The 13,045-nt window shown below is 38.1% G+C and carries 12 protein-coding genes; 2 read left to right on the top strand and 10 right to left on the bottom strand.

Annotated features, from left to right (window positions below; all coding sequences use genetic code 11):
* Nucleotides 1–12: 12 nt before the first annotated feature.
* Nucleotides 13–1,503, bottom strand: coding sequence for a hypothetical protein (locus tag CFH81_05855; protein ID DAB39755.1), 1,491 nt, complete (start codon nt 1,501–1,503; stop codon nt 13–15).
* Between the two features lie 241 nt (nt 1,504–1,744).
* On the opposite strand from CFH81_05855, the gene CFH81_05860 reads away from it, so the two are divergent.
* Together CFH81_05860 and CFH81_05865 are read left to right on the top strand one after the other, a co-directional pair.
* Nucleotides 1,745–3,193: a sulfide:quinone reductase gene (locus CFH81_05860; GenBank protein ID DAB39756.1), complete on the top strand. Its 1,449-nt coding sequence runs from the start codon at nt 1,745–1,747 to the stop codon at nt 3,191–3,193.
* Nucleotides 3,194–3,627: 434 nt separating this feature from the next.
* A complete protein-coding gene (locus CFH81_05865; protein DAB39757.1) occupies nt 3,628–4,095 on the top strand; it encodes an ATPase P in 468 nt (155 codons plus the stop codon).
* A gap of 183 nt (nt 4,096–4,278) precedes the next feature.
* Here the strand turns inward: CFH81_05865 and CFH81_05870 are convergent, their stop codons facing one another.
* From CFH81_05870 to CFH81_05910, 9 genes are all read right to left on the bottom strand, one after another.
* Nucleotides 4,279–4,668: a 30S ribosomal protein S9 gene (locus CFH81_05870; GenBank protein ID DAB39758.1), complete on the bottom strand. Its 390-nt coding sequence runs from the start codon at nt 4,666–4,668 to the stop codon at nt 4,279–4,281.
* A gap of 2 nt (nt 4,669–4,670) precedes the next feature.
* The gene (locus CFH81_05875; protein ID DAB39759.1) at nt 4,671–5,096 is read right to left on the bottom strand and encodes a 50S ribosomal protein L13; all 426 of its coding nucleotides are present in this window, start codon (nt 5,094–5,096) and stop codon (nt 4,671–4,673) included.
* Nucleotides 5,097–5,175: 79 nt separating this feature from the next.
* A complete protein-coding gene (locus tag CFH81_05880) occupies nt 5,176–7,923 on the bottom strand; it encodes a recombinase RecB (protein ID DAB39760.1) in 2,748 nt (915 codons plus the stop codon).
* On the bottom strand, nt 7,920–10,295 hold the full coding sequence (locus CFH81_05885; GenBank protein ID DAB40436.1) for a hypothetical protein: 2,376 nt from the start codon (nt 10,293–10,295) through the stop codon (nt 7,920–7,922). Before CFH81_05885 ends, CFH81_05880 begins: the two co-directional genes overlap by 4 nt.
* A 136-nt stretch (nt 10,296–10,431) precedes the next feature.
* Entirely contained in the window at nt 10,432–10,980 is a 549-nt protein-coding gene (locus tag CFH81_05890; protein DAB39761.1) for a hypothetical protein, read from the bottom strand.
* Nucleotides 10,970–11,569 (bottom strand): hypothetical protein, encoded by a 600-nt coding sequence (locus CFH81_05895; protein DAB39762.1) that lies wholly within the window; start codon nt 11,567–11,569, stop codon nt 10,970–10,972. The genes CFH81_05890 and CFH81_05895 overlap by 11 nt, the downstream gene beginning before the upstream one ends.
* Before the next feature lie 130 nt (nt 11,570–11,699).
* Nucleotides 11,700–11,930: a hypothetical protein gene (locus tag CFH81_05900; protein DAB39763.1), complete on the bottom strand. Its 231-nt coding sequence runs from the start codon at nt 11,928–11,930 to the stop codon at nt 11,700–11,702.
* A gap of 10 nt (nt 11,931–11,940) precedes the next feature.
* Nucleotides 11,941–12,753: a cytochrome C oxidase subunit III gene (locus tag CFH81_05905; protein ID DAB40437.1), complete on the bottom strand. Its 813-nt coding sequence runs from the start codon at nt 12,751–12,753 to the stop codon at nt 11,941–11,943.
* Between the two features lie 71 nt (nt 12,754–12,824).
* Nucleotides 12,825–13,043, bottom strand: coding sequence for a cytochrome c oxidase, cbb3-type, CcoQ subunit (locus CFH81_05910; GenBank protein ID DAB39764.1), 219 nt, complete (start codon nt 13,041–13,043; stop codon nt 12,825–12,827).
* Nucleotides 13,044–13,045: the final 2 nt, after the last annotated feature.

Genomic DNA, 13,045 nt, shown 5'->3' on the forward strand with positions numbered 1-13,045 from the left:
TTATCCTAAAAATTATTTTTGCATACTGGGATCGGGGTTAAACTTCACTATGGTTACAATGGGCACAACAAACCCTATCAGGATAACCGTCCAAAGCAATAAACCCAAATCATCATAATTTGCAGGGGTTATTGTTTGCCCCTCACCCTTTATCTCTCTTGTAAGTACAAAAATTTGATTAAGATATTTGCTCAAAAGTCCTCCTATGCTCAATGCAATATTCATTAAACTCGCCATTAATGCAAACCAGGTCCCTTTTTTGCCCGCAGGCGCATAAATTGCCACCAAAGTTAACATTAACACTGTTGCTATATAATCAAAAGGAGAAGCCACCGCAGTATCTATCATTGCAACCGTACGCGCATCTATCCCAAGCATGGTATGGATGTCATAATATAATCCAAGGATGGGCAATGATAAAATTGTTCCTGCAATGGTAAGGAAAATGAGTACTTTTCCTATGGATTGATTTACGATATATTTGGAACTAATCCACATGCCCACCAATGCCAACGCTGCGCCTATCTGCCCTAGAGTACCAAAAAAAGCTTTATCAAATCCCAAAATATCAATCTCCCACCATGTAAGAGCCGGCCCTACAGTGGGCACTGCACGATATACAAAAATGACAATCATCGCCATTTGAATATGTCGAATAGTCTGGGGATCCAAGTCAAACACTAAGGTGCGAAGCATATAAAGCACAACGATCAAAGAAACAAAAACAACAATCTCTTGGGAGTAAGCCACTTCATTATACCCCATAAGCACAACAAAAACAGCAAATAAGAATCCACCAAAAAAGATCTTTTTGTTTAAGGGTGAACTTTCTACCGGATTAAGTTTTACCAATGTTACTCCGACTACAGACAGTAAAGGAATAAATAAAGAGAGTTTAAACATGGTTTCATAAGAATAAAGCTGGGCCAACCATCCTTTCAGCCCGGCCACTACAAAAACCGCTATGCCCAAAGAAAGTCGTGCCAAAACTTGCACCATAGCCAACTCTTTCTTGATCTCCATATCAGTCTGTGTTCTGTCTACGACTTCTGTACTCATAGTATCGGCAACAACATCTTGCACCACGAAACCTATCACACTGATTACCGATGCAAGAATATAGACTTTATCTTTTTGAAAAGAAGCTAACCAAGAAGCGTCCGAAACCAATCCGGTCATGAGCATAATCCCTACTGCGATAAGCAAGGCACCAATGTAAACATAAATTTTTCGATTTGATCCGAACAAAGTAAAAGAATCTACCATTTGTCCAAATATCATCTTGATTGTCCAAGGCACAGTAAGCCACACACTTAGTGCAACAAGAGCTTCTGCGCTTAATTTTAAATGTTCTTTGACCCAAAATGTTTCTGCCACAGCAGTAAATCCGCTTGCTCCGTATGCAAAATAGATGAGCAGCAAGGGGAGATAGCGCATTTTCATTGCACGAACGGGAGTCATAAACATATCAATAAATTTCATCCGCATCCTTTGATTTGTCATTCCAATTTTTCAAAAAATTTTATCATAAAATAAAAGACTTACAATAATTCAGATTGATTATATCTCAATTTCATCAATAATCCTTATAATACACAACGATAAAACTATTCATCATGCTTATTATATTAATAATGAAATAAGTATTTTTAATTAAACTATTTAAATATCTAAAATTAATCTTCATTTAAATATTCTTGAATTAGAATTTAACTTCGATGATATTTTATTATGAAGGAAGATTATGGCACGATTGGTAGTTATGGGTGGGGGTGTCTCCGGACACACCGCCGCAACGTTTGCAAAAAAATGGCTTGGCAATGAACATGAAGTGGTAGTTGTTACTCCCAATTCGCAATGGAACTGGATCCCGTCCAATATCTGGGTAGGTGTAGGCGAAATGAAAAAAGAGGATGTTGTTTTTCCTCTTGCTCCTGTGTATGAAAAAGCGGGTATTGACTATAGGCAGGCAAAAGCCGTATCGCTTCATCCAAGCGGCAGCGAAAAGAACGAAAAGGCATTTATTACGATAGAGTATACCGGCCAAGGCAAAGAAGGACAAACAGAGGAGGTAACCTATGACTATCTCATCAATGCAACCGGTCCAAAATTAAATTTTGGTGCAACGCCCGGACTGGATCAAGGGTACACTGTTTCTGTTTGTACCGCAGACCATGCAGTACATGCCAATGAAGAACTCCAGAAAGTCTTCGAAAAAGCAAAAACCCAAAAACAGAAAATTCTCATAGGCACAGGCCATGGCATGTGCACATGCCAAGGTGCTGCATTTGAATATATCTTCAACATTGAGCATGAAGCTAAAAAAGCAGGCATTAGAGATAATCTCGATATAAAATGGATTTCAAACGAATCATTCTTGGGTGATTTCGGTATGGGCGGGATGCATCTAAATGTCGGCGGCTACACAGCTTCCAGTAAAATATTTGCCGAATCACTATATAGCGAAAGAAAGCTTGAATGGGTCATCGGAGCACATGTCAATAAAGTAGAAGCCGGAAAAGCACACTATGAAAAATTAGACGGCACCATGGGTGTTGAAGAATTTGATTTTGCTATGCTTATTCCTCCGTTTGCAGGGGTCGGCCTTAAAGCATACGATAAAGACGGATCAGATATCACAGATACGGTTTTTGCTCCAAACGGATTTATGAAAGTTGACGCCAACTACAACGCGGGCGCCTATGAAAATTGGAAAGCAAGCGATTGGCCTCGTACTCTACAAAACCCTACGTATCAGAATATTTTTGCAGTAGGCATAGCGTTTGCGCCGCCGCATCCGATATCTAAACCGATGAGCTCACCAAACGGTACTCCTATCACACCGACTCCGCCAAGAACAGGCATGCCAAGCGCCATGATGGGTAAAGCAGTAGCGCACAGTATAGCAGATATGATCCATGGCGCAAGCCAGCCAACCCACACTGCGTGTATGTCAGAAATGGGAGCAGCATGCGTAGCAAGTGCAGGCAAAGGATTTCTTACTGGAACTGCCGCTGCGATGACTGTTTATCCTGTCGTTCCTGATTTTGAAAAATATCCTGGTGTTGGCAGAGACATCAAGATGACAACCGGGGAGATAGGTCTTGCGGGACACTGGATTAAACATTTTCTACACTTTGCTTTTCTTTGGAAAGCGCAACTTAAACCGGGCTGGACTTTAATCCCGGAATGAGAAACATAGCAAGCAAATCGCTTGGCTATGAGTTCAAGAAGAAATGATTTTCCTGAGCCAAAGGCGAAGCTTCAGTGAGATGAATTGAACGAGTAGCTTGGCTATGAATTCAAGAAGAAATGATTAAATAAAAAAGGAGAAATAAAATGGCAACAAAACACATGGAACACATTCAACCGTATAGTCCGCAAGCAGGCACTATGATACCAACAAAATTTAGAAAATTTTTACGCACTTGTGTGATATGGCAACTTATAAGATTTATTGCTATCAATATCAAAATGACACTTTTGATACTAAAAAGTCATCACTAGCATATATGTGCCGCAAGGCACATATGATCCCTTCAAATATCATTTCTAAAATTATTATCTCACCATACAAACAAGATTATAAGCGTATAATTCAGGCTACTAAAACTATCAGAGGATAATATGACATTAAACATATCAGGCATGGAACAAATAAAGTTAACGCACTTGGTTCTTGATTACAACGGCACAATCGCTATCAACGGGATCCTCATAGAAGGAGTAACAGAAAGATTAAAAAAACTATCGTCGCAACTTTCCATACATATTCTAACGGCAGATACCTATGGATCTGTACACGAACAATGCGAAGCTGATTTTTTAAATATTCAAGTCATAGGCAAAGAGAAACAAGATGAACAAAAATTATCATTTATAGAATCTTTGGGCATGGAGCATACTGTTGCCGTAGGAAATGGAAAAAATGATGCGCTTATGCTGAAAAGTGCTATTTTAGGATTTGCTATTTTGCAAGATGAGGGAATAAATATCCGTACTTTAAACTCAGCAGATGTAATATTTGCTTCAATTATAGATGCTTTAGATGCTTTATTAATCCCTAATCGCCTAATAGCAACGCTTAGGAATTAAATCATCTGATTAATTCTCAAATTTTGAGCAAAGTTCCTTACGCTCTCTTTGAGAAAATTAGGCTTTCTATAGACAGTGCTTGCGACTAGATACTCCCTGTTTCTTCAGAGATTCCAATTAAATAATAAAAATAATGAGGGTAGACAACAAAGAGCATAGAAGCTCTTTGGAAAAGATAAGAGATTATCTTTTTGAGAATTGAGGAGATCTTCTCGCTTTTTTCTTTCCTGGCTTCTTTCTTTCAACCACTCTTGAATCTCTTGTAAGAAGACCCATTGGTTTTAAAATAGCTCTAAAAGAAGGTTCAAATTCTACAAGCGCTTTTGTAATTCCGTGCTTCAATGCATCGGCTTGAGCAGAATATCCGCCGCCAAGCGTAGTTGCTTTTACTGTCATAGAGTCTAGTTGTTTGGTTGCCTCAAGAGGAAGTCTTACCTTCATTTTAAGCGTTTCGTGTCCACCGAGCCATTGGTCAAGTGTTTTGCCATTGATAAGCATTTCGCCATTACCTGGAGTCAACCAAACTTTAGCAATAGCAGCTTTTCTTTTACCTGTTGCATACATAGTTGCCATCTTTAGTTTCCTTTGTTGATTTGTGCAGTATGAGGATGTTCGCTCCCTGCATATACTTTAAGTTTTTTAAGCATTGTTCTACCGAGTGTTGTTTTTGGAAGCATACCTCTCACAGCAAGTTTGTAAAGTTTTTCGGTATGATTTTCAAGCATATCCGAAAGCTTTTTGCTTTTAGTAGAGCCGAAGTATCCACTGTATGTAAAATACTCTTTATCATCCAATTTAACCCCTGTAAATTTCGCTTTTTGAGCATTTATAATGACTACATAGTCACCGCAATCTACGTTTGGAGTAAAAGATGGTTTATGTTTGCCTCTAAGAAGTGTTGCTACCTCAGTTAAGATACGACCAAAAGTTTTACCTTCTGCATCGATCAAAACCCAGTCTCTTTGTACTTCATGAGGCTTAAGAACAGATGTCAATTTCATGATGTTTTCCTTATTAATATAAAAGCTGATGCTCTTTGTGAGTGGGATTGTACCGATATAAACTTAATATTTATTTAAATTAAGATTTATTTAAGTAATTTAGCTCGATTTTATCTTCCAGCAAATAAACAATAACCCCCTCTGTCCTTTTTTGTGTAATTTTCTCTATCGCCTTTTGATAAAATTCAACCTGGTTTTGATGTTTAAATTGATATTTTTTCGAGGTTTTATAGTCCACCACCAAGCAATGAGTTTTATACTCAAGCAACAGATCTATCTGTTTGACTTCACCCCCAAAACAAAGTGACTGCTCTTGTGTCCATGTTGCATCTGCCAATAATATTTGGAAAGATTCTTCTTCAATAAGCATTCGGATTCGACAAGCTATCTGTTCAAGTTGCCCTCGACTTAAGGCTTGACCGTATCGATTTCGTACCGCCTGCATTGCGGACAGAAGAGATGCAGCATCAAATTTCTCCAACATTTCCAGACCGTAGTGCAGTGCTGCTCCAAAAAGTATAGCTTCATAATCCTTGGTATCCTCCGTTTGTGGCTCTGTCTTAATTTCTTGTGTTCCGTAATGTGAAATAGTTACCGGTTTTGTTTCTGCATAGTGAATATCTTCCGGTGTTTGCTTGGCGTTTATTTTAAGTTTTCCCAACCGTAAAGGAACCATTCCCATCTCATCAAATAGCGATTCTTTTGGTTTTCGTATAACAATCAGCGCTTCAACCGCGCGAGTCAATGCAACATAAAGTATATTTTTACGGTCTTTAAGAGAAAAGGTTTTTTGTTCTTTTATAATTCTGGCATAAGTGTTGTCAAAATATTCTCTGTTTTTGCTGCGAAACAGGATATGATCTATTGTAAGCTGCTCACTATAATGGAAAATCAATGGCGACTTGTTGTTATTTGGGCGAGTAAGCCTGTCAAGAAGTATAACGTACTCAAACTCCAATCCTTTTGATCCATGCACTGTCATAATTTTTGCTCCATGCACGGAATGCGCTGCAACCGAAATAGAAGAACTCTCAAATTCTTTCAAAAAAGCAGGAATTTCTGAAAAATGTGCTGCAAATTCCAAAAGTTTCAATATGTTTTTATCGTTTTGAAAATATCCAAACTCCCTTATGAGTCTATCTAGTGCTGTCAAAGGTTCCATAAAAGGTGTAAACCAACTTGTGTCTATTGTCTCCAATGATTGACCTGTTCTCTCCAAAAATGCTTGTGCTTCTATTTTCTCACCAAAAAAAAGATAGGAAAGCATGGCTGTCAATGCTGCAATTTTCGGAACCGTTTTAAGAGAGCTTGAAGTATAAAGTAAAGTAGGTATGTCTTCATGCTCACAGGCATCCTGTAAACTTAAGCCGTCTTTATTAGTGCTTACCAAAAAAGCAATATCATCAACCCCGATTCCCAAAGCTAAAAGTTTCTTGGCCTGACTAACCGCTTCCTTGATGGGCTCTTCTGACTCTACAACCTCCACATATCCTTCATTGGCATCCTTTTTACTTTTTTGTGGAACATACCTCTCCATAAATCCGTCAAACCAACGATTTACCTGCTCTACAATATATCTACTGCTTCGATAATTCGTATCCATCTGCTCTACATTCACACCATAACGTTGTGCAACTTTATCAAACAACTCTTCCACACCTCCGCGAAAACGGTAAAGTGATTGTTTCGTGTCGCCCACGTAAAAAAAACTTTTAAATTCATTTTGCCCTTGCCCGGCAGAAATCTCATCTATTATGGGCTTTAGAAGCAAAAATTGCAAGGTAGACGTATCTTGAAACTCATCCAAAAGAATATGATTGAACTTGTTGTCTATTTTAAAGTAAAAAAACTCTTTTGAAATGCTTTCATGAAGCAGTCTGTAGGTAAAATATCCCAAGTCATCAAAGTTTAATATATTGGACTGTTTCGCATCCATAATTGTGGCATTTTTATAGTAGTCATACACTTCAAAAAGAAGGTCTAAAACACCGGACTCTTTTGCTCGCATCCAACTTCCCAACAGTAATTTTAATTCCAAGAATGTTTCTTCTATGGAGGGATTTTTTTCGACATATTTTTTATAATTTTTATGATCTAAAAGGCTTTGTTTTTCAAATACCGTTTTAACTGCGAGTTCCTTGGCAGATTGAGACAAAAAATTGTTAATCGCACTTTTAGATGCGCCCGATTTGACCACCATTGCATGCAAACGCTTTCTGAATGCATCGATTTTATTTTCGATCTGCCAAAGATCACTGCGCTTATAAACATAGGCCGGCAATAAGGGATCAACACGATAAAAATGCTCCATAAGATCAAAAATCTTTCCAAATCGTTTATCTTCAATCTCGATTGCCAATTGAACCAAAGAGGAAAGCAAGCCTTCCGTGCGAAGTTCTTCTAAAAAATAACTCTCGCGCTTATCGTTTTTCTTCTCTTTGGTAACAAATCCGGGATCAAGTCCCAATTCGAGTGATGCAGATCTCAGCACCGATGCAAAAAAGCTATCCAATGTAACGATATAGCTGCTGCTTGAAAGAAATCGTCTCAAGACATCAGGCTGTTTAGCCTTCAAAGCTTCTTTGCTTAATCCTGTCTGCCTGCAGACTTCATCCATTAACGGATCATCTTCTTTTTCTCCAAGCATTCTCAGCGCATTAAGTACTCTTTGGCGCATCTCGGAAGCAGCTTTATTGGTAAACGTTGCCGCCAAAATACTGCCGGCAGACTCCCCCATAAACAGTAAAGAAAGATAACGTACAGTGAGCGCAAATGTCTTGCCGCTGCCTGCACTTGCCGAATAAGCCAAAAAAGGTTTAAAGCTCATAAATATGGCCCCCTTTCACACGTTAAAGCAAATTCACAGTAGTTGCATTTTTGCAAATCTTCACACTTCTTGGCCACAAAATGCCTATTTTGTTTAAGATTAACAATATGATCGGCTAAAAGTGCATTTTTCTCATCTAGTGCCTCAATATCCTCTCTTTGGCCATTTTCCAGTATCTTAATATAAGAAAGTTTGATATTTTGATATCTAGAACCAAGAAGATGATGATAGATACTCATCTGAAAATCATTGAGCGTTTCTAAGTTTTTAATTTTATTTGCCTCTGCTGTGCTGCCGCTTTTATAATCAAGTATCCATGTAGCTGTCGCATTTTGATCTATACGGTCTATGCGTCCCTTAAAATCCAATCCGCCTATTTTTCCTTTCATTTCTATTTCCCGTGCGACTACCTTCCAATGATCATTAAAATAGCGAACTTCTGTCTGCATAAATCCTTTGAGTTTCTCTTTCCAAAGTAATTTTTGATACGCAGTTTTTGCATCTTCATACGGCAAAAGTTCATTCAGCAATCCATGAAGTCTTTTTTCTAAAGCCTCAACGGTGGCAAAAGTGTCATTCTTGGCATATACATGTTCCAACAAAGTATGCAAGAATGCTCCTTCATTGAGTTCTTCTTCTTTTTTAGCTTCTATTTTTTGAATATATTTGTAATAATATTTTCGCTTACACTCCAAATAGGTTTTGAGCCTTGAGGCTGACCACGTAAAAGCAAAGGCATCAAACGATTCTATTACCGGATCTTCAAAAGATAATGCAGGTGCGGACGGCTCACCATAAAATATATCAAGTTGTCCGCTTCTTTGTTTTACGTCATAAAGTCCCAATTCAAAAAGAAATTTTGAAGGAAGTTTATTGTCGCTGCTGCTGTAGAGTATCACGGCCTGCTCGGCTTGATCCAGCAACCGCTTATAGTACTGCTTCTGAAGCGCTTCTCTATCGTTTTTTGTAGGCAATCCGGCAAATGCTCTTACTGCAGAGTTTAAGAACTGGTCTTTGCTTGAGCTTGCGGGAACAACCCCTTCATTGAAGTCAACAATAACTACCCCCTCAAAAGAAACTCCCCTGGTTTCAAGCACCCCCATAACAGTTATTTTTCCTCCTCGTACATCATCGATGGTAACAGCATCAAGTGTTTTCATCCATAAAAAAAGCCACTCTTTTATGCTTAAGAAGTATGTAGAAAATATTTTTGTAAAATGCAGATAGGCTTCATATACTTTTTCATTATATTTTGGTTTCATTTCATTCTCTGCCTGAAAGATTGGCGCCAAAGGACAATCAAGCAGTTTTGTCTGATCTAGCAATATAAAAAAATCATCGGCCTTCACTTTTTTGTTTGGATTAACTCCTTGGAGATTTTGCGTTTCCATCCCATAGTATTTAAGCAAAAGCCATTGCTCTTTTTCAAAACTTTGCCAATACGCATAGAGTGCTGCGAGCATTTTATATTTTTTTTGTTTGTTATAGTCATACCCCATTGCAAAGTTAAGATTGCCAAATCTATCGTAAAGCGCAATACTCTCTTTTAGCTGCTCATCCGGCAAAATCAAAGCGATCTTTTCAGGATCTATGCCTCCATGCACCATCTCTTCTATTTTTGTAAAAGCGAATGCTATCTGCTCATGGCGCTCTTCCACGCCTATCACTTCTGCTTCTATTTTATCTTTTATAGCAAAACTCGATAGCATTTTTTTAGCGCTAAAATCTATAATCACATGAGAGTCATCAGGCAAATGAATCCCATATTTTTCAAAACGTTCTTGCATTTTAATGGTGAACCTACTTGTTGCATAGCGAAGAAGCACTTTTGTTACTTGAGAAATTTTGTCAATCAGATCAAACTCAAAATGGCTCAGATAACCCTCCAAATGTATCTCTACACATTCATAGCTCTGAACAAATCCTGTATTGACTGCATATTGCGTAGGAATAAATGCTTTATCTATAAGATTTTTTTCTTCAAGCAAGTCTTTATAGTTATTCAAAATGGTCTGAAGTATTTGCAAATGCAATTCAAATTCTGCATAAGCATCCGCACGGCCAAGCGTATTAAAATCTATCTTTTCGGCAGCCAATTCTTCAAAAAATTTAAATACGGCATCACTTCTAGTAAAAAAATGTACCAGTTCTGAGTGAAGATTTAAATCATTAGTGTCTTCAAAAGAAGCTGCTTCCTTTAAGAGCAAAATGCGCTCCATGGGATCAATTTGGCTTTTATTTTCAAAAAGCATTGCACGCTTCTCAAACTCATCCATCCGCATAAGTGTAGGCAAAAAACTGTCCTGTTCTTTGAATTGTGCACTTACGGAACGCAAAGCTCTTGATGTGGGATAGATGTGAAGATTTTTCATAAAAACAAGTATAGCATACATACTGTTTTAAAAATGAAACTATGACAAATTGTAAGATATTTTAAGCTCCGCACATCAAATCTATCACCCATTCTTTCAAGACGGAGTTAAGACTTTTACTGTGCAGACTTATTGTTTAAGGCTCCAGATAAGCAGGAGTTTGAAGATATCCGGTATTTTGTCCTATTTTTGCTTTAAGTTCCAATGTATATCTTCCGGCTTGAGTGATATTGATTTCTTTGGTCGTATATACCGAGCCGTTGAAAGAAATATTTTCAATCATCCTGTCATCCGCTTGAGTATGGGGCCGTGTCAACAAAAATGTAACATTTGCATCTTTGACCATGTTGCCATTTTTATCAACAATGATATAATGAAATGCATTTTCGCCATACATAAGCTTTACAGGGTCTCTCTGCTTAATTTTACTATTGACGTTGTCTTTCATTACCATAGTCTGAGCATCTACAAGTTCTATGCGGTATTGATTGTCAAATGCTATTTTTCTTTCCATAATTTCATTAATATTCATATCGGCAATTTGATACTTTAGCATAAAATCATTCGATTCCTGCACCGGCAAAGAGACAGCCGACTTTATCGTCCAATATCCAAGCGCAATGGCTATAAGCAAAAAACCGAATATCATATGGGGCCAATATGTTTTTTTTGTATTATTTGCCATTTTTAATCCTTGCTATAGCAGGTCTGACAAAAAATATCCATAAAACCAACAGTGCGCCGGCAAATACAACTATTTTAAGTATTTTTACTATAAAACGTGTTTCGTTTGGAAGTGTTTTTGTCAACTCCACCCCTTTGGCTTCACCAATTTGATCTGCAAGTTCAGAAAAACCTTGCACAATACCTATATTGTATCTATCTTCATCACTATTTTTATCTTTACTTGCAACCACATCAATAGCGGCGCTTTTTACCTTTTGTTCATCATAGAGCGATTTGACCTTATCTGAAGAAGGAATAATGCCCACTCTTTTATCATGTGGTGCAAAAACAAAAACAACATACGGCTTGCTTAGATTATCCTCATACTTTTTCACGTATGTAAACATGCTGCTTCCTCTGGGAAAAGCATCATTGGTTACTATAACATATTCATGTATCCCTGTCTTAGACAAAAGCTCATCCCCAATCTCTTCGATAAGTTGTGAAGCTTTCGGATTTAACAATTCATTTTTTAGAATATGTGCTGCATTAAGAAAAAGCGGAAGAAACAAAGCAAGCAAGGCAACCCTTGCTTGTATTTTGTTCATTATATTATCCTACAAAAAGATGGTTTGGCGTAAGTACTGCCCATGCTGTATAAATTGCAGTGATTAACATACCAATGCCAAGTACCTTATCCATTATTTTAATCATAACTTGTCCTTTTTTGGTTAATTATTACTGAGCATCTTTAAATGCAAAATTTGCATTCTCTTTGCTAATCATCTTCACATTATCCAAGCTGCCGGTAATAGGTGTCGGATCATAATATTTTGCTGCCTCACTTTGCTGCACGTTAATACTCCACGCCGTTAAAAACACGAGAATACCAATTAAAAGCAAAGTTGCCACCAGCATACCTGTTATCCCGTGAAGACTAAATAAGCTTCTACTTGTATTATCTGCCATCTTTAACTCCTTAGTTTGATAGAGACTGAATGTATACAGCCAATGCTTTTTCTTGGACCGGTGTCAACATCGTCTTAAACGACGGCATTTTACCGATTTGACCTTTTTTGCCGTGTTGAAGCGCATGCGACACAACAGCTTCATCGTAGGCTACAAGACTAGGAGACATTCCGTTGTTTCCCTGACCATCGGCACCATGGCAACTTGCACATGCTTCAAAAGCGGCAGGTTTTTCACCTTTCATGCCTCCTGCAATATACTCAGCAATTGCTTCTGCATCCTCTCCTTGGGCCATCACAGGAGGCATTGCGCCCATTTCATAACCCAATTGATCTGCGCCGTTTTCAATCGTATAGAGAATTTGTTCTTTACTCATTCTGGTACCAAAATCTTGCGCTTTACCTGAAAGTCCATCGCCTGTCTCGCCATGACATGGAGCACATTGCACCAAAAATACGGATTCACCCATTTGTTGAAGGGTTTCAATATCCGCATTTTTATGTGCTTCTTCAAATTTTGCATTGTATGCTTTCACCTCTTCATTCCACATACCGATCTGGCTAAAAGCATTAAGCGGATATCCTGCCGTCCAATACCACATAGCCCATATCAGTGTACCCAGAAATGAGTACGCCCAACCGCTTGGAAGTTCATTTTTGTACTCACCGATACCGTCCCAGTTTTCTTCAGCAAGTTCACCTTCTGCTTTGTCCGTTTTCATCTGGTTGATATATTTGGCTGCCACTCCAAAAGTAAGCACAGCAATGGCGACAGCACCAAGCATTGTAATCATGTTGATCGGATCGCTTAAATCGATATTCATTTGCTTGACAACAACCAATGTAGCAATGATGAGTACCGCTGCAAAAGCCAATGCCTTTATCATTAACGCATTCATTTATTTAGCTCCTTCTTTTCGCTCTGGCTTTTAGGATTATGCTCTATGGGTGTACTGTCAATCTCGTCATCAAGCGCAATATTTCCATATTTTTCATAATCTTTTTCGCCCTTTTTTTCGCTTTTATATAAGTATACGATATACGAATATAATATCACCACAAGAAAAATGGTCATAAAGAAACTGGCATAACCCTGAAGTTCTCTAATATCCATCT

This window comes from Sulfurovum sp. UBA12169 (genome assembly GCA_002742845.1).
Classification (GTDB): Bacteria; Campylobacterota; Campylobacteria; order Campylobacterales; family Sulfurovaceae; genus Sulfurovum.

Excerpts from the sequence above, each read along its gene's own strand:
- CFH81_05905 (DAB40437.1), bottom strand. The coding sequence starts at position 12,753 with ATGAATATCGATTTAAGCGATCCGATCAACATGATTACAATGCTTGGT.
- CFH81_05875 (DAB39759.1), bottom strand. The coding sequence starts at position 5,096 with ATGAAATTGACATCTGTTCTTAAGCCTCATGAAGTACAAAGAGACTGG.
- CFH81_05860 (DAB39756.1), top strand. The coding sequence starts at position 1,745 with ATGGCACGATTGGTAGTTATGGGTGGGGGTGTCTCCGGACACACCGCC.
- CFH81_05895 (DAB39762.1), bottom strand. The coding sequence starts at position 11,569 with ATGAACAAAATACAAGCAAGGGTTGCCTTGCTTGCTTTGTTTCTTCCG.
- CFH81_05900 (DAB39763.1), bottom strand. The coding sequence starts at position 11,930 with ATGGCAGATAATACAAGTAGAAGCTTATTTAGTCTTCACGGGATAACA.
- CFH81_05890 (DAB39761.1), bottom strand. The coding sequence starts at position 10,980 with ATGGCAAATAATACAAAAAAAACATATTGGCCCCATATGATATTCGGT.
- CFH81_05885 (DAB40436.1), bottom strand. The coding sequence starts at position 10,295 with ATGAAAAATCTTCACATCTATCCCACATCAAGAGCTTTGCGTTCCGTA.
- CFH81_05870 (DAB39758.1), bottom strand. The coding sequence starts at position 4,668 with ATGGCAACTATGTATGCAACAGGTAAAAGAAAAGCTGCTATTGCTAAA.
- CFH81_05855 (DAB39755.1), bottom strand. The coding sequence starts at position 1,503 with ATGACAAATCAAAGGATGCGGATGAAATTTATTGATATGTTTATGACT.
- CFH81_05880 (DAB39760.1), bottom strand. The coding sequence starts at position 7,923 with ATGAGCTTTAAACCTTTTTTGGCTTATTCGGCAAGTGCAGGCAGCGGC.
- CFH81_05910 (DAB39764.1), bottom strand. The coding sequence starts at position 13,043 with ATGGATATTAGAGAACTTCAGGGTTATGCCAGTTTCTTTATGACCATT.
- CFH81_05865 (DAB39757.1), top strand. The coding sequence starts at position 3,628 with ATGACATTAAACATATCAGGCATGGAACAAATAAAGTTAACGCACTTG.